The sequence below is a fragment of the Shewanella sp. 10N.286.51.B7 genome, from assembly GCF_002873615.1.
Classification (GTDB): Bacteria; Pseudomonadota; Gammaproteobacteria; order Enterobacterales; family Shewanellaceae; genus Shewanella; species Shewanella electrodiphila.
In genome coordinates this window covers 90,616-108,011 of the sequence record NZ_MCUF01000028.1, presented here as the reverse complement: position 1 = coordinate 108,011, position 17,396 = coordinate 90,616, and the positions used below count along the sequence as shown (strand labels likewise).

The window sequence follows — 17,396 nt, the reverse complement described above, 5'->3', positions numbered from 1 at the left end:
AACACCGCAAGGGCTTTTTTAAAGAAAAACGATCGAACGAAGAACTTTTGCACAGATCGTTTTATTTTTGACTGTTATGAGTATTATTAAGGCGATTTTATTCTACTTTAATATAGTGCTACGGAGTTTTTATTGTGTTTTGAGCTCATTTTTTCATCAGACTATGGTGAAAGTGCCAATAATTCATTACCATAGCTATGCTTTTTAACAGATATTTATCATTTTTCATTTTTATTAGAGACAAACTTATGCAGAAGTCATTTGTTATTACCTTAATTACGGCGCTAATTGGCGCAGTCATCATTTATGCTCTTTCTACCAATGTTCAACTTGTTGTGTCTTTTATCGCAGGTGCAATGTTAGCTAGTCTTATTTTTACTTTCGCACCATCTTCATCTGCTGCAGGTTCAAATGAACCTTATGTTGGCCCAACGATGACACTTTATGTTGGTAACCTTCCATATCGTGTACACGAGGGTGAAGTTAAATCACTTTTCGGTGAATACGGACCAGTTAATTCAGTTCGCTTAGTACGTGATAGAAAGACTGGTCGTCGCAAAGGTTTCGGTTTCGTCGAAATGTCAGAAGCTGGCGCGAAAAAAGCGATGAACAAATTGAATGATTACAGTTTCCAAGAACGTACTTTAAAAGTACGAGAAGCTAAATCTCAAGAGTCTGATCCTGCAGATCAAAATAAAGATAGTTAGTTTGACCTTATTTAGTTGGCTACGGTAATCCGCTGTAATTGTGTAAGACCGTAGTCAGCTAATGTCATTTCCAGTCCTAAATCTATATCCTTCGTAAAACCTGCTTGCAAGTTTCCTTTCTTAGTAATGAATTGTTCTTCGTTCGCTTCGATAAATGACAGTACTCTTGCTGCTACCGCATCACCAGAATCTAATAACATCACTTTTTGTTGGAGCACTTGATCGATTTCTTGCTGCAATAAAGGAAAGTGAGTACAACCCAATACCAGCGTATCTATATCTGTTGCCTTTATAGGTGCCAAGATTTTTTCTATTTGATTTATGTCGACAGTTTTTCTTTGCGCTTTCGCCTCTGCTATTAACACTAAATCAGACGTTCCAACTAAAGTCACTTTGCAATCGCTAGCAAAGGAATCAATTAAATCTTGAGTATATTGTCTTGTCACTGTACCTGGCGTTGCAAGCAAACCAATATGTCGTGTTACTGAAATTAACGCTGCTGGCTTTATAGCTGGTACCACTCCAACAACCGGTATATCCAACTGCTTTCTTAATTCTGGCAGCACTAAGGTGCTTGCACTGTTACAGGCAACCACTACGATTGATGCCCTAATTGCTTTGACCTGTCTTACAATCAGTTCGACACAGCCATGAATCAATTCTTGCTCATTAAGATCGCCATAAGGAAGACGGGCATTATCAAATAAGTAATAAATGTCATGTTGTGGTAGTTGACTATGTATGTGGTCAAACACTGATAAACCACCTATGCCTGAATCAAAAACGAGTATGGGACCGACCAAGATAATCTCCGTTTGAGTGGTTATTAATAAGAATTCGATTATATTTTGACTTAATCTTCGAAGAACACGCCAATCCGCTGGACATCAGCGGTGTGTAGTATAATATTTGCGCCCTTAATTTACAGCCTATGGTGGAACAAAATGAATTTAGCTGCAATGGATCCTAAAAACTATGATGCGCAACTCGAAGAAAAGCGTATCAAGCTTGAACAGACCTTTGCCGAGTTTACTCCGCCTAGTTTAGAAGTTTTCGCTTCGGAACCTGCAAATTACCGCATGCGTGCAGAATTTCGAGTGTGGCATGATGGCGACGACTTATACTATTACATGTTTGATAAAGCATTGAATGAAAAAGTACGTTGTGAGCAATATCTTCCTGCTGGAAAGCTCATTAATGAGGTAATGACAGCATTAATGGAAGAGCTACGTCCCAATCATGATTTACGCTTTAAACTTTTCCAAGTCGATTTTTTATCAACCCTAAGTGGTGAAATATTGGTTTCGTTGCTTTATCACCGTCAACTTAACGATGAATGGCGTGCTCAAGCAGAGCAAATGAAACAACGTTTATCCGCCAAGTTTAACGTTAACTTTATTGGCCGCGCACGTAAGCAAAAAATTGATTTAGATAAAGACTTCGTCGTCGAAACGTTAACAGTCGATGGTAACGAGCTTAAATACAAGCAAATTGAAAATAGCTTTACCCAACCAAATGCTAAAGTTTCTGTGAAAATGTTGGAATGGGCGATTTCAGCAACAAAAGACAGTACAGGTGATTTATTAGAGCTTTACTGTGGTAATGGTAATTTCACCATTGCTCTTGCGCCTAATTTTGATCGCGTACTTGCCACCGAATTGGCTAAACCCTCTGTCGATGCCGCTCAGTACAACATTGCCATTAATAACATCGAGAATTTACAAATCATTCGTATGTCAGCAGAAGATTTTAGTGACGCGATGGCGAAGAAACGTACTTACCGACGTTTAGAAGGTATCGATTTAGACAGCTATGATTGCAATACTATTTTTGTAGACCCTCCACGTGCGGGTATTGATGACGATACACTGTCGTTAATGCAAAACTACGATCGCATCTTATACATTTCTTGTAATCCAGAAACCTTGAAGGAAAATTTAGCGACGTTAAGTCGTACCCACGAGATCACTCGTTTCGCTTTATTTGATCAGTTCCCATATACCCACCATATGGAATCGGGTGTTTTACTAGAACGTAAAATAAATACCTAAATACCTAAATACCTAAATACCTAAATACCTAAATACCTGCTTAATCGGATATGAAAATCAAAAAAGCGGTGTTGTGATACCACAACGCCGCTTTTTTGTATCTCAACTAATGAAATAGAACCTTACTTAGTTTCGACTTTATGTTGCAAGGCTTCAGCACCTTTAGCAACCATACGCAGTTGAAGTACCAGATGATCTGCTAATACTTTTCTATCTGCACGTTTCATATCTAAAGCCGATGCGCCAGCGTTAAACACTAACGTCACCAAAGCCTCAGCCTGAACTCTGGCTAACATTGGCGTTCGCCCTGCTGTGGCTTCAGTATAATGAGATAGTTCAGAGATAAAATGTTCTATTTCTCTTGCCACTGCTGCACGAAATGCAGCTGAAGTACCAGAACGTTCGTGCAAAAGAATACGAAACACGTTTGGATTTGACTCTAGCACTTCCACAAATGTGTCGACAGAAATACGAATAACACTGCCACCAGCTTCAGCACGTTGTCTTCCTTTGCGCATCATTTGTCTTAAGGTTAATCCACCTTCGTCAACCATTGTCAGACCTAACTCATTCATGTCTTTAAAATGGCGATAAAAAGAGGTTGGTGCAATCCCTGCTTCCCTTGCAACTTCGCGTAAACTCAAACTTGAAAAGCTACGCTCAGCACTGAGTTGATTAAAAGCGGCATCTACCAATGCACGACGGGTTTTTTCTTTCTGTAATGCTCTTACACCCATGTATAGAATCCATTTAGTAAATGTTAATGCACAGATAATACCGTTTTTATCAGAGAAACACAGCCCTTCAAAGCTTGACCACAGAATAAGGGTAAGTTAAATTGGCGTACAACTGTACGCCCAATAAGTTTTTTGGAACATCTTAATGAAAAAACCACCGATTATTTGGTTAAATACATCTCTTTTCGCACTCACCTTACTGGGTGCAATCACGCTAGTTCCTTGGCGTGGTATGACTCATGGCTTTGAAGCGATTGAATGGGTTGCCTTTGTTATCCTCGCTTTTGCTAGCGGTCTATCTATTACTGCGGGTTATCATAGATTATGGTCGCATAAAGCTTATAAAGCACATCCAGTGATGCGTTTTCTATTCGCTTTAGGCGGCGCTCTTGCACTGCAAAATAGTGCATTACATTGGTCTTCTGATCACCGTATTCACCATAAGCATGTGGACAATAACGATAAAGATCCTTATTCCGCTAAAAAAGGCTTCTGGTATAGCCACATAGGTTGGATGCTAAGAGAATACCAAGCCAGTCGTTACCACGATTACAATAATGTTCGTGACTTGCAAAAAGATGCCATCGTTATGTGGCAGCATAAACATTACTTGTCATTAGTGGTATTGATGAATATTGGCTTACCTGCTTTTTTAGGTTGGCTAAACGGCGACATTATTTCGATGGTACTCATGGCAGGCTTACTTCGCCTTGTTGTCGTACATCACTGCACATTCTTTATTAACTCACTTGCCCACATCTGGGGAAGCCAGCCATATACAAATAAGAATACCGCGCGTGATAATGGCGTTATCGCATTATTAACTTATGGTGAGGGTTATCATAATTTCCACCATATTTTCGAAAATGATTACCGTAATGGGATTAAATGGTGGCATTACGACCCAACCAAATGGTTAATCAAATCGATGTATTGGGCTGGGTTAGCCACAGATTTACGTGTGGTACCACAAGAACGTATTGAAAGTGCAAAATTGCAGATGCAGTTACTCAGGGCACAAGACAAAGTGGCTCATTTACCAAACTGTGATGAGATCATTGCGAATTTTCAAGCAGAATACGATCTAATGAAGCAACACTTAATGGAATATTACCAAGCTAAAAAGAGTTTGATTGAGGCCAAAAGTAAACAGCTGAGCTATCAACAGCTCAACTTGCAAGTTGAAGAGTTAAAAGCACGCTTGTTAGCTCAAAAGAAAAATTGGAATAACATTACTGCTGCTTATTAACACTAAGCGATTGTCATTAATGTGAAACGGCTACCTTGCAAGGTAGCCGTTTGTGTTTATGATGGATAATCGATGTTCATAACAGGTTATTCATTTCATGGCAGAAACCGATATTAAACTCACCGAATACAGTCATGGCGCAGGTTGTGGTTGTAAGATTTCCCCTCAAGTACTTAGCACCATTCTAGCCAGTGATATTCCAGCTTTTACCGATCCCAATTTACTTGTAGGCAATCTGAGCCGTGATGATGCCGCCGTATATCAGCTAAACCAAGAAACTGGGATTATCAGTACCACTGATTTTTTCATGCCGATTGTTGATGACCCTTTTACCTTTGGTCGTATTGCAGCCACTAATGCCATCAGTGATATTTATGCCATGGGCGGCACACCTATTATGGCTATTGCTATACTGGGCTGGCCAGTGAATACCTTACCAGCTGAAGTTGCACAGAAAGTCATTGAAGGTGGAAGAAAAGCCTGCGCTGACGCTGGCATTATGCTTGCCGGCGGCCACAGTATTGATGCTCCTGAACCTATTTTTGGATTAGCTGTCACTGGACAAATTCCACTGTCTAAACTTAAACGTAATGACCAAGCACAGGCTGGAGATAAACTGTATCTGACTAAGCCTATTGGCATCGGTATTCTCACCACTGCACAGAAGCAGAAAAAACTGGCTGAAGCCGATAGTCAGATTGCCATCAATGCCATGTGTCAGCTCAATAAAGTTGGCCAGAGTATCGCTAATATTAACGGCGTTAATGCATTAACCGACGTCACAGGTTTTGGTCTAGCAGGTCATTTAATTGAAGTATGCCAAGGAGCAAACCTCTCAGCGACATTGTCTTTTGAACAGATTCCACTTTTAGACAAAGCTGAACACTACCTGGATCTAGGTTGCGTCCCTGGTGGCACTCAGCGAAATTTTGATAGTTACAAACAACACCTCGGCTCATTATCAGATAAACAAAAAGCCATTTTATGCGATCCACAAACCAGCGGCGGCTTACTTATATCGGTATCAACCGCTGCAGAGCAAGCGCTCATTAGCTGTCTTTTAGAGCAAGACATAGCGCCTATTTGCATTGGTGAGCTATCGCTTACTGCTCCAACTTTACCTTTGCTGAACATACTCTAATGGCAGTAAATATGATTGCCGACAGCGAATATCAACGCATCTTCATAGAAGATGTGCCTTTACTTGATGTGCGTGCGCCTGTTGAGTTTATTAAAGGTGCATTTGGCCGTTCGACTAATATCGGACTAATGACTGATGATGAACGTAAACAAGTAGGCACTTGCTATAAACTACATGGCCAAGATACTGCGATAGCACTTGGACATAGTCTCGTTAATGGCAACACTAAACAGCAGCGCATAGAAGCATGGCAGCAATATATAGCTGCTCACCCTAACGCTTACCTGTATTGTTTTCGGGGTGGGCTTCGCTCGAAACTAAGTCAACAATGGATAAAAGAAGCCGGTATTGATATTCCGTATATTGAAGGCGGATATAAGGCCATGCGCCAATATTTGATTAAGACAATCGAACAGGCATCGACTGAACAACCTTTACTGATATTAAGTGGTATTACCGGCAGTGGTAAAACAGATTTATTGTTGCAACGTCATGAAGCAATAGACTTAGAAGGTCTAGCTAACCATCGTGGTTCAAGCTTTGGTAAAAATATTGACCCGCAGCCCACTCAAATTAACTTTGAGAACAATTTGGCGATAAAACTACTCAAGCAACAACACATAGCGAGTACTTTTACCTTGTTAGAAGATGAGAGCTACCTCATTGGGCGCTCAGCTATACCACAGGTATTCTATCAAGCCATGCAGCGTAGCCCTATCATAGTGTTGGAAGAGTCTTTTCAAAATCGCCTTAACCGATTACATAAAGCCTATGTCGCGGACAAATCAGCAGCATACATTAACCGTTTTGGCGCTGAAGCAGGTCAACATGCCTTTAGCGAATACTTACTGAATAGCGTAAATAGTATTAAAAAGCGCTTAGGCGGACAACAGCATGCTGAGTTAACGACCTTGATTGAACAAGCCATCAACAGTCAATTTAATCGTAATGACTTATCAGCTCACTTTGATTGGATAACCAGCCTTCTGCGTCATTACTATGACCCAATGTATCAATATCAATTATCGAAGAAACAGCAAAGAGTAATTTTTAGTGGTGACCATCAAGCCATTCATGATTGGTTATCTTCTAAAGGTCATTCGAATATTTCCTTATCACGCTAATATTCTAGCTAACATACAAAGAAAAACGCCCTTATTCATAAGGGCGCTTTATTCTATCCAAGGTCATTACTTTATAAGATCATTACTTTCTAACGGCATTGAATTAACCGCAGCTCTGAGGGCCTAGGCCTTAGTTATATCATCCGACTTCAAGCTTGCATTAAACAGTTCACTCACGTTTTGATGTAAACCATGTCGGCCTAACGTAACGCCGTCAACAGCTTCGCCTATATTCACTTCCACTTTCGACCAGAAACGCTTCGGACGTGTTGTTAACGCGTGCCCCCCTTTATGACTGAAGTAAGAGCCCCATAAGCCACTTAACGACATTGGGATTACTGTCACAGGGTCTTTTTCCAGTATTCGCTCAACCCCTGGTCTAAACTCAGCGATGTCTCCATCTACTGATAAACGTCCCTCAGGGAAGATGCACACTAACTCTTCGTTGTTCAAGGCATGATGAATTTGCTCAAATGCATTTTCATAGGTTGCTTTACATTTTTTCGGCGAACAAATTGGGATCACGCCTGCATGACGAAATAAGTACTTAAGTAATGGTATTTCGCTAATGGATTTATCCATTACAAAACGAATCGGTCGTGTAGAGGATCCCATAATAATTAACGCATCAACATAACTGACATGATTACACACAATAACCCCTGCCCCTTGCGCAGGAATATGTATCCGGCCATTCACCTTAACGCGATACATGAAGTGACTCAGTAAATAGCTAATAAAGCGCTGAGCAAATTCAGGGACCTGTGAATACACGTATAGTGCAACGACAGTATTCATCGCGGCCAGCAGCAAGAATAAATCTGGAATGCTCCATTCTAGTACGCCAAGTAAGATAATCGACAAGATGGCTGCAACAACCATAAACAACGCATTAATTATGTTGTTGGCTGCAATAGCTTGTGCACATTCATCTTTTGCGGCGCGTGATTGAATAAAAGCGTATAGAGGGACAATGAACAAGCCACCGCTAAGGCCAACCATAAACAAATCAGCCATTACCCTATAGTGCTGCGAGTCACTAATGAAACTACTAAAGCTATAAACAAAACTTAAATCTGCTGGAGCAGGCGGAATAGCAAAAATTAAATCCACACCAAATACGGTTAAACCCAATACACCAAAAGGTAAAACACCTAACTCAACATGACCGTAAGACACACGTTCACAAATCCACGAACCTACTGCGATACCAATAGAGAACAAGGCCAGTAGTAAAGACACGACTGTCGCATCTGCATGTAAGTGCAATTTGGCAAAATTAGGAAACTGGGTCAGGTAAGTCGCACCCAGAAACCAAAACCAACTGATGGCCAGAATAGCCATCCAAATACCTGGCGTTTTCCTCACTTTTGCAATGCTTTGCCATGTACCAGATAAAGGGGTAAATCTAATTTTATCGATTTTACCTTGTGGCGGTAATGCTGGAATTGCGCGACTGCAAAGGTAGCCAATAACTGATAATGTCACAACAATCGTCGCTGCACCGATTAAGCTATGGTCACTGGCAACAATTAAACCTGCTGATAATGTCCCGACTAAAATCGAAATAAACGTGCCCATTTCTACCCAGGCATTTCCAGTTACTAACTCACTTTCTTTTAACGTCTGTGGCAACAAAGAATACTTAACAGGGCCAAAATAGGCTGACTGACTACCCATCATAAAGAGCAGTAATAACATCACTAAATAACTTTGAGTCAAAATGGCCACCGCAGCGCAAGACATGATGATCAACTCAAGCAACTTGAGTCTGCGGATCAACATCGCTTTATCCATATTATCTGCCACCATCCCCGCATGAGCGGAAAACAAGAAAAATGGCAAAATGAAAACACCTGCAGCCAAATTAACAAACATATTGACGCTGATAGGTAGTTCACTCACTTGGCTATATGTCACCAGTAATAACAATACATTCTTATAGATATTGTCATTCAGTGCCCCTAAGCACTGCGTGACAAAATAAGGAAGAAAGCGTTTAGTTAACAACATGAAAGATCCTTTTCTTGAGTCATACCTAATAAATATCCATGAACATGACTACTGAGCATCGCGGGTAATGCGGTTTGATCAGTAAATAATTTTCCATCTATTCCAAGGCATGTTAATCCATGGATCCCGCCCCATAACACACGACTCATCATTATAATCTCTGCGTGATCTGCTTTTGGAAACAAGGCGGTTAGCTGCTCTGAAACTAAACTGAATAGCGTATCAATGGCTTGCTGATGATTTGATGACAGTGATACGCCTTCTGGCGCAGACAGTTCAAAGACCAGTTTAAAACAAACTCGGTGCTCGTTAGCAAACTGGTAATAGCGATGCGCCATGAGCTCAATTGAAGCTTGAGCTTGCTCGGTGGCGTGTATTGGCGAGTGATTATGATTTATTTCATCTGATGTCGATGAGGTTAAGTGCTCGAACAAATCAATCAATACCTGTTCAGATACCGATAATAATAACTGCTGATAGCTGCCAAAAATATTAATCAACGTACTTGGCGCATAACCAATATCGGTGGCGACTTTACGTAGACTCAAACTTTCAAGCGAGGCAATGTGTAGATACTGCATCACTGATTTAATGGCCATATCATGGATTTCACCATGAGTATGTTCTTTCCTTCTTGCCATCAGGTAACTCCATTTATGCGGTTAGTGTTGCTAACCTAACAACAAACAAAATAAAAAACAATGTTCACAATAAGTTTATTTTTAATCTTCTAATAAATATTATCGAAAAAATGACACAAAAAAGCCCTCAACAGAGGGCTTAGATGATGAAACGAGGCAACTGACTTTACACGATAATTAGGTGGTTAAAATATCATCCCACGCTAAACTCGGGCTACCTACAACAATAAAGTTAGGGTTTTCTAATGTTTCACGTTCATTGTAGGTCATTGGCTGAAGGTTAATATCCATTAATGCACCGCCAGCTTCTTCCAAAATAATCTGTGCTGCACCAGTGTCCCATTCACCTGTAGGTCCAAGGCGGACATAACAATCAGCTCGCCCTTCAGCCACTAAGCAACTTTTTAATGCCGCTCCACCTAACACCACGAGTTCGCAGCTGTTTGGATGACTTAATAACTTAAGCACTGACTGCGGATCTTGACGACGGCTAACTGCCAGTTTTAATCCTGATTCTTCAATACTATTAATTTGTCGGCTGGTAATACGCACTTCATTTTTGCTATCACGTTTATAGGCACCTAAGCCTGCAATGGCGTAGTAACAGACTTTCGTCATTGGCACATAAACGACTCCCATTACAGGACGGTTATGTTCTACCAGTGCGATAATAACGGAAAAGTCACCACTACCAGCGATAAACTCACCGGTACCATCTAAAGGATCAACCAGCCAGTAACGCTGCCATTCAGCACGTTCAGAAAAAGCAATATCAGCAGCTTCTTCACTAAGAATAGGAATATCAGGTGTCAACGCTGCTAAACCAGCACAAATGATCTCATTTGCTGCTAAGTCTGCAGAAGTCACTGGGGTATTATCTGATTTTATTTCTCGATCAAAATCACCTTTGACATAAATGTCGCGAATTTTTTGACCTGCCTCGGTGGCAATAGTGATGACTTGTTCAATTACTTCTTCTGGCTTCATAACGACTCCAATCGCCAAATAATACGCTGAATACTGTCAAGTTAGACCAAATTAAGGCATTTTTGTAGTTAACTTAGGCTAATATTTTGTTTTTATTTTACTTTATAACGACTACTTTGCTAAAAACTGCTGTGCAAGAAATAGCGCACTGACACTTCTCGACTCAGAAAAATCTGCATCATCGAGTAAGTTTTTCCACTTCTCTAACGGAAAAGGAATCACTTCTATTGGTTCTGGTTCATCACCTTCAAGGGTACTTTCATATAAATCTTCAGCGATGAAAATCTGCATCTTACTCGCAAAGTAACCTGGGGCTAAACTCAGTTCTTTTAATAAAGTCAGCTTGTTACTGGCAAAACCGATTTCTTCTTGCAGTTCACGGTTCGCAGCTTCAATCCCAGTTTCGCCTGGGTCGATTAAGCCTTTAGGAAAGCCGAGTTCATAATTATCAGTGCCTGCTGCATATTCTTTAGCTAACAACAACTTGCCTTCATGCACGGGAACAATCATCACCGCACCACGACTGCCGCCACTCATTCTTTCATATTGACGCTCAACACCATTGGAAAACTTAAGGTGGAGTTGTTCAATTTGAAACAAGCGACTTTTCGCTACAATCTCACGATGTAAGATTTCAGGCTTTTTATGTCGAGTTGTCATTAAGGCCTCATATATGACGAATTTACTTAGACAAGTTACAATCTTACTATCCTAGCTATATTCTACAACTGGAATTTTCATGTTTCCTTGGCATAAGATAGACACGGTTTTACTTGATATGGATGGCACTTTGCTCGATTTGCACTTCGATAACCATTTTTGGTTAACTTTAGTGCCACAGCAACTTAGCCAGCAAAGACAGATTTCTGTGGCGGAAGCACAGAAATTGGTTGAACAGTCATACCATAAAGTGGAAGGCACACTTGACTGGTATTGTATTGATTATTGGCAGCAACAACTTGGGCTAGATATTTTAACCCTGCACTATTCGCTGGTAGAACGTATTCAAATGCGCCAAGACAGCATGCCATTCTTACAAGCACTGCACAAAGCTGGCAAGCAGCGAATTTTAATGACCAATGCTCATCCTAAAAGCCTGGAATTGAAATTAGCACATACTGACTTAGCCCATGGATTAGATGCGACTTTTTCAAGTCACGAAACGGGTTACCCAAAAGAGCACCCATTATTTTGGCAGCATGCAATTAAGCAGTTTAAGTTAAATCCAAGCCGCTGCTTATTTGTTGACGATAACGAACATATTCTTGAGGCTTCAAAAAAGGCGGGGATTGGTTTTCAATTAGGTATTTCAAACCCCGACAGCAAAAAACCACACAAAGACTTTTTTGACTTCCCAGCAATTCATGATTATCAAATGTTGCATCAGGATTTATTAGGTTAACGCCGAGAATGACGATTGATGAGTGTGTCGCTCTCTAAGCGATAAGATCAAAAAAGGCATGTTATTCAACATGCCTTTTAAATTGCTATTTTACAGCTGTGGGATTACAACCCTGGAATCACACCATTATAATTAATTGGGTAATAGCCTTGGCTATCCTGTTTACCCAAAAATGATAACGCTTGGGTTAGATCTTCAGGCTGTTCAGGTGTTGGTTTAATTTTAGCACTGACCGAAAAACGGTTACTTTCACCCAATGTTGCAATACCTTCGATACCCATCTTGTTCATGCTATCGTCAGTATTTAATTGCACCATACCGTCAACACAGCTTAAACCCAACGCAATATCACCTAGCGGATATTTACCAAACTGGTTATTCACATCAATTCGATTTAAAAATAACTTACCTGATAACTGTTCACACCATGGTTCACCTTGCTCAAGACGTTCCACAATCAAGCTGACATCACCGGCGACTTTAGTTCTAAACGGTAGGCGAGCATTACCCAATAAAAATTGGTTAGGCGCTTCAAAGCGTAAATTATCAGCCGAAATCCCTGACAGAGACCAACTGATATCACCTTGACCACTGACTGGTGTCGCACGGCTACCAATTTGTAGATCAACATTGACGCTACCAATAAACAAAGCCCATGGGTTTAAATCCCAGTTCACTTGTTCGATTAGGCGTCGGTCAATAGACACAAGCTCAGCGCTGCCCTGCCACAAGGTGCCAGATACTCCGCTCACTTTGATATTATTTGGCAATGGCGCAATGCCTACAACCCAATTAGCTGGAATATACACCACCATGAAAATGAGGTAGATGAATACGCCAATTATAATTTTCTTAATCAAACTCACTACAATACCTGCTTACTTAGACAGCTGAATACGACGTACTTTGACAAAACCTGCAAGATCAGACTCAGATAAATCAACACTTTCAAGGGTTAAGCCTTTCTTCTCGACTAACTCATGTAAGTAATTCAACAAGCTGTCAAACGGAACATCATCCATCCACAATTGAATTTTATCGCCTTGTGGCTGCATCCGAGTAATCTCTAACTTATATTGACCCGCTAGCTGATTCACCACAGAACTTAAACTACCACTTGCAGTCGGTCTGGCCCCCGATTGCTTCAGACCTGCGATTTTATTTGCAGTTTGTTTTACATAATTTAATGTTTGTAATTCTGATTGGTGGCGCATTTCAGCATGTTCAGCCGCTGAGGATATTGGGCTCCAAATACCCCAATATAAAATACCAATAACAACAAACACACCACAGCAGGCAACTAACTGTTGCTCACGAAGCACTAAGCCTTTCCACCAGTTTTGCAAATTTTCCATCTTATTTGCCTCTCAATGTCAGGGTTGTATTCACTTCATCTTCACCGCTATTAATTGCGCCCATGTCTAAGTCGTAGCGCACTTCAACTAGCTCTTTAAACTTATCCACTTGATCATAGGTCTTAGCAGTGACCTGCATCCGCAGTTCATTGCGGTTGGCATCAAAACGCAATGAGTTTGGCTTTAAATCTGGTACTTGTTCAAATGAACCGCGTAAACCATCTAGCATTTCGAAGAAAGCAGCTCCACCGCCTTGCCCTTGCATGCTGCGAAGTTGTGAGTCCATTTGCGAGCGAATATTAACAATACGATTAACGTTCGGAATAACCCGTTTGAAAATAGCTTCACTTTCTTGTCTGACTTCAGCGCTTCTGTTTTCCAATTGATGGATAGTCAGGCCTTTATTCACTAGAGAAAGCACAATTGCAATGAATGCAATAATCGCGACATTTTTCCAAAGCATTAAATGTTTGCTGTACTCGCGTTTAGGTACATACACCCCACTCAGTAAGTTAACTGGTGATTGTAAAATACCTTTCGCTAACACCATCATAGGTAAATCTAGTGGTTTAGACTCAACTTCAGCATCCATGAAAACTAAATCTTCACTGTAGGCTGCGATACTGATTGGCGCTTCATCTTGTTGCTTTTCTGGCATCAGTTTTGGCAATGCAAAATCCAGCCATGTTTTCGGTAAGCTGACACCACTACCTTCGCCTGTGCGCAGTAATAATTCATCACCCATATCAAGTGCCGCCCAACGGCATTGCTCCAATGGCAATGCGAGACAGTCCGGCACAATACGTTTAACCTTAATGCCAGCGTCCATTAACCATGACATCCAATCTTGCATTTGCTCATGGGCAACAGCAATCACATTAAGCTGTTCGCCGTCTCTTGGGCCGACAACAAAATGCATATCTTCAACATCAGAAGCAATTGTTTCTTCCAGCATAAAAGGTAATGCCTTTAATGCTTGGCGCTGATTTTTTTCTGGTAATTCAATTTGCGTCAATGTCATGCTAGAAGCTGGTACTAAAACATCAACCGGACGATTACCTGCACGCTCAGTTAAACTGGTTAAGCTGGCAGCATCACTTAACTCACCTGAGGCAATGATCTCTTGCTCTTGTTCTGACCATACTAGCCAAGAACAAGGGCTTTCTAATGTTTTTCCTAATCGGATAAAAAGCCGTTCAGACACTGTTATTCTCCACAAGCTGCAATACCAACAAGGTTAATTGCAGCGGGTTGTTACGCTTATTCATTATTGCTGCCCGCCATATTGACGTGTCAGCACTTCAAATTTATTTCCGCTTCGCTGAAGTACGCTATCCATTCTAAAGGTGGCGTTATCCACTTTCGCCCCAGCCTTTAGTAAAAAGAAATTACTATCGACAACAATACTCGATTTCATATTGCTTTCCGTTGCTAAGCTCGCAAGGGTATTATTTTCCCAAAACTCAGCAGCAGTTTCGAAACCATCAGCTGGCCTTTGATTAATTAGGCTTTCAGCATCACTTTGGCTAATTTTATTTTCTAGCATACCCACCAACAATGCCGCCTGCTCAACTTCAATAGTATTGACGTTCAGTAACTGTTGGTTATTACCTGGAATCGCACAGATATAAGGTAATAACGTCATATACACTTGTTGGTTGTATCCCATCACAGCTCTAAGTTCGCTGCGATGATTCATTAATGTATTCGCGGCGCGGTATGGCACATTTCGTGATTCATACTCAGCATCTTCTGCGCCATATGGCATTGAAACGGTATCGTCGTCGATATAATCAACTAATGTATGAGTCAGCCTTTCTGCGCCAAAATCATCCATACCTAAGGCTACTAATAAGGATTTATACTGAGTCGCCGCTAAACTTAATTTAGGCTGTCCGTTTTCAACTTCTGTAGATGTCACCGACAATGCATTGATATTAAAACATGAACGCATATCCATGATTTCACCACCGATTTCACCGTAATCGGCAGGAAAAATCACATCGGCAAGTGCCCAGTATTGTTGGCGATGCACAGTACCATCGCTGTCTTCCATGTCTTGCTTTAAAATCTTTTTAGCTAACTCTTCAGCCGAAATAGCATACCAATAGGCTTGATCATATTGGGCCAAATTCAGGGTTCGTCGCATTGACAGTTGATTGCGACTCGTAATGTTTGTCGCAATAATCACTACCAATGCCACAATCAATAACACCACTAATAAAGCAACGCCACGTTGGTTACGAATGCCAGGTAATTGCTGCTTCATCATGTGCCATTACCTGTGCTACCCGTGCCACCTGAGCCATTATTGCCTGAACCACTGTTACCTGAACCACTGTTACCTGAACCATTACCTGTATTGGTACCATTATTGTTGTTGCCGTTGTTATTACCGTTACCATCGCTGCCGTCGTTACCAGAACCACTACTGTTACCACCTTTAGGTAACAAGAAGCGTCTTTCGATAATACCTAAGCCTTCAATTTCAAGTGTCATCGTAATGCCCTGGGGTAAAGATGATGCATCAACTTTTCTTTCCCACTCTGTACCGGTAAAAAATGAGTACTCAATCGAAATCACATCTTCAATGATCAAGCTTTTAAGCGGCTCTGCACCGACTTCAGGCTCAGGATATGGATAATACCAACGCTCTAAACGACCATCTTGAACAATATACGCAACAGACTGCAAGCTGCCACGAGGTAACATGCCATCAGGATTCAGCCAGCCTAAGCGGAAAAACACTAAGGCTTCAGTTTCTGAGTCCAGCATGTTGTCGCCGGTTTGAAATACTGATGTAGTGCGTTCACCATCTAGACCGCGCTGTGTTCTAGCGACTATTTGGCCTAAATCTCGTTCAATAATCCCAAAGCCTTGCTGTAAGGCTTTAAGTCGAACTGAAAATTCTTTGGTTGCTTCATCATTTTTCATTACTGTTGATAGCACGGCGTTTGCAGCCAAACCTATCATGGCAAAAATAGCAATTGAGATGAGCATTTCAAGCAAGGTAAAACCTACTTGACTGTGTTGTGGCTTAGCCTTCGTTGTGAACATAACTACTCACTTGGGCAACGGTGCGGTTAAACCTATCTTCATCACTGACTAAAACGCGAATCATTCTAAAATTATCGTCGGTGGTTTTAATCACTTCTTGACGCCAATACCAATCTTTTCCTGCCAGTTCAACTTGACCATTTTTAGTCCCGAGTTCAGGAAATTGTTGCAGCAAACGAGCTTCAACCATCTGATTACTCGCCACCCATTGCGCCAAGGTACGTTCTTCCAATATGGGGAGATTCGCCATTTGGTCGCCAATACTTTTGGTAACAGCTACAGCGGCAATAGAAAACACCGCTAATGCCACGATGACTTCAAGTAAGGTCATGCCTTTACTGATCTTCATCGAAACTTCCTATAGCCAAGCGACCCATAGCATCACCAACAACCAAGACTTCCACTTCTTTACCGTTTTCATCATCGGTTAAAAAGCTCAGCTCAAATGTCGACATTTCCCCACTTGGGAAAAGTAATATTTGTGGTTCAGGATTTTTCTTTTTGTCTTCTTTCGATTCATCTATCAGTGGCTCATCGAACCAAGATTCATCTTCTTCATCATCTTGCACAAGTGGCAAACCATCGAGCAATAAACTCATGCTGACGTCTTGTTCCATCTGCTGCGGTGCAAGCTGTCTATCACCTGTTAACGGCTCCCACTGACCTTCTTTGTAGTAGACGAACTGATATTCATCTTCTTCAACGACGATACCTAGAAATTGGCCACTAAGGATCGTTTCTTCAATAACTAATTCGGTCGTGGCAATAAACTTTCTGGCCGTTTTTGTTAACGCCTGCTCAGGTCCTGCAGTACTGGTCGTCATGGTCACTGCTGCTGCGGTTAACCCCATCAGCAGCGCCACAAGTAACACTTCTAACAGTGTGAACCCAGCTTGGCGTTTAACGTTCATTATGCGTTATCAGCTTAAACT

At 41.2% G+C, this 17,396-nt stretch carries 19 protein-coding genes; 6 read left to right on the top strand and 13 right to left on the bottom strand.

Annotation, left to right across the window (positions count from 1 at the left end):
• Positions 1-248 precede the first annotated feature (248 nt).
• On the top strand, positions 249-707 hold the full coding sequence (locus tag BCU84_RS08410) for an RNA-binding protein (RefSeq protein ID WP_102527642.1): 459 nt from the start codon (positions 249-251) through the stop codon (positions 705-707).
• An 11-nt stretch (positions 708-718) separates the two neighbouring features.
• On the opposite strand, the gene murI is transcribed toward BCU84_RS08410, so the two are convergent.
• Entirely contained in the window at positions 719-1,510 is a 792-nt protein-coding gene (gene murI / locus BCU84_RS08405) for a glutamate racemase (RefSeq protein ID WP_102527641.1), read from the bottom strand.
• A gap of 141 nt (positions 1,511-1,651) precedes the next feature.
• Between murI and trmA the strand changes: the two genes are divergently transcribed.
• Positions 1,652-2,758, top strand: coding sequence for a tRNA (uridine(54)-C5)-methyltransferase TrmA (gene trmA, locus BCU84_RS08400; protein WP_102527640.1), 1,107 nt, complete (start codon positions 1,652-1,654; stop codon positions 2,756-2,758).
• Between the two features lie 122 nt (positions 2,759-2,880).
• Here trmA and fabR read toward each other — a convergent pair whose 3' ends face one another.
• Entirely contained in the window at positions 2,881-3,495 is a 615-nt protein-coding gene (fabR, locus tag BCU84_RS08395; protein ID WP_102527639.1) for an HTH-type transcriptional repressor FabR, read from the bottom strand.
• A gap of 145 nt (positions 3,496-3,640) precedes the next feature.
• On the opposite strand from fabR, the gene BCU84_RS08390 reads away from it, so the two are divergent.
• The 3 genes from BCU84_RS08390 (at position 3,641) to mnmH (ending at position 7,009) form a co-directional block, all read left to right on the top strand.
• Positions 3,641-4,744, top strand: coding sequence for a fatty acid desaturase (locus BCU84_RS08390; protein ID WP_102527638.1), 1,104 nt, complete (start codon positions 3,641-3,643; stop codon positions 4,742-4,744).
• A 97-nt stretch (positions 4,745-4,841) separates the two neighbouring features.
• Positions 4,842-5,885 (top strand): selenide, water dikinase SelD, encoded by a 1,044-nt coding sequence (gene selD, locus BCU84_RS08385; RefSeq protein WP_102527637.1) that lies wholly within the window; start codon positions 4,842-4,844, stop codon positions 5,883-5,885.
• Complete coding sequence (mnmH, locus tag BCU84_RS08380; protein ID WP_102527636.1) at positions 5,885-7,009, top strand: tRNA 2-selenouridine(34) synthase MnmH; 1,125 nt, start codon at positions 5,885-5,887, stop codon at positions 7,007-7,009. Before selD ends, mnmH begins: the two co-directional genes overlap by 1 nt.
• 123 nt (positions 7,010-7,132) lie before the next feature.
• Here the strand turns inward: mnmH and BCU84_RS08375 are convergent, their stop codons facing one another.
• From BCU84_RS08375 to nudE, 4 genes are all read right to left on the bottom strand, one after another.
• Positions 7,133-9,022 (bottom strand): MFS transporter, encoded by a 1,890-nt coding sequence (locus BCU84_RS08375; protein WP_102527635.1) that lies wholly within the window; start codon positions 9,020-9,022, stop codon positions 7,133-7,135.
• Entirely contained in the window at positions 9,013-9,663 is a 651-nt protein-coding gene (locus BCU84_RS08370; protein ID WP_102527634.1) for a WHG domain-containing protein, read from the bottom strand. Before BCU84_RS08370 ends, BCU84_RS08375 begins: the two co-directional genes overlap by 10 nt.
• 177 nt (positions 9,664-9,840) lie before the next feature.
• The gene (gene cysQ, locus BCU84_RS08365; RefSeq protein ID WP_102527633.1) at positions 9,841-10,650 is read right to left on the bottom strand and encodes a 3'(2'),5'-bisphosphate nucleotidase CysQ; all 810 of its coding nucleotides are present in this window, start codon (positions 10,648-10,650) and stop codon (positions 9,841-9,843) included.
• 111 nt (positions 10,651-10,761) lie between these two features.
• On the bottom strand, positions 10,762-11,310 hold the full coding sequence (nudE, locus tag BCU84_RS08360; protein ID WP_102527632.1) for an ADP compounds hydrolase NudE: 549 nt from the start codon (positions 11,308-11,310) through the stop codon (positions 10,762-10,764).
• A 79-nt stretch (positions 11,311-11,389) separates the two neighbouring features.
• On the opposite strand from nudE, the gene yrfG reads away from it, so the two are divergent.
• Positions 11,390-12,052 (top strand): GMP/IMP nucleotidase, encoded by a 663-nt coding sequence (gene yrfG, locus BCU84_RS08355; RefSeq protein WP_102527631.1) that lies wholly within the window; start codon positions 11,390-11,392, stop codon positions 12,050-12,052.
• A 104-nt stretch (positions 12,053-12,156) separates the two neighbouring features.
• Here the strand turns inward: yrfG and BCU84_RS08350 are convergent, their stop codons facing one another.
• The 7 genes from BCU84_RS08350 to gspH all read right to left on the bottom strand — a co-directional run bounded on the left by BCU84_RS08350 (position 12,157) and on the right by gspH (position 17,375).
• Positions 12,157-12,918, bottom strand: coding sequence for a type II secretion system protein N (locus tag BCU84_RS08350; protein WP_102527630.1), 762 nt, complete (start codon positions 12,916-12,918; stop codon positions 12,157-12,159).
• Positions 12,919-12,930: 12 nt separating this feature from the next.
• Positions 12,931-13,407, bottom strand: a complete 477-nt coding sequence (locus tag BCU84_RS08345; protein ID WP_102527629.1) for a type II secretion system protein M — start codon at positions 13,405-13,407, stop codon at positions 12,931-12,933.
• Position 13,408: 1 nt separating this feature from the next.
• Positions 13,409-14,611 (bottom strand): type II secretion system protein GspL, encoded by a 1,203-nt coding sequence (gene gspL, locus BCU84_RS08340; RefSeq protein WP_102527628.1) that lies wholly within the window; start codon positions 14,609-14,611, stop codon positions 13,409-13,411.
• A gap of 63 nt (positions 14,612-14,674) precedes the next feature.
• Positions 14,675-15,676 (bottom strand): type II secretion system minor pseudopilin GspK, encoded by a 1,002-nt coding sequence (gene gspK / locus BCU84_RS08335; protein ID WP_102527645.1) that lies wholly within the window; start codon positions 15,674-15,676, stop codon positions 14,675-14,677.
• Positions 15,676-16,464: a type II secretion system minor pseudopilin GspJ gene (gene gspJ, locus BCU84_RS08330; protein ID WP_102527627.1), complete on the bottom strand. Its 789-nt coding sequence runs from the start codon at positions 16,462-16,464 to the stop codon at positions 15,676-15,678. Before gspJ ends, gspK begins: the two co-directional genes overlap by 1 nt.
• Positions 16,445-16,813: a type II secretion system minor pseudopilin GspI gene (gene gspI, locus BCU84_RS08325; protein WP_102527626.1), complete on the bottom strand. Its 369-nt coding sequence runs from the start codon at positions 16,811-16,813 to the stop codon at positions 16,445-16,447. Before gspI ends, gspJ begins: the two co-directional genes overlap by 20 nt.
• On the bottom strand, positions 16,800-17,375 hold the full coding sequence (gspH, locus tag BCU84_RS08320; RefSeq protein WP_102527625.1) for a type II secretion system minor pseudopilin GspH: 576 nt from the start codon (positions 17,373-17,375) through the stop codon (positions 16,800-16,802). The genes gspI and gspH overlap by 14 nt, the downstream gene beginning before the upstream one ends.
• Positions 17,376-17,396: the final 21 nt, after the last annotated feature.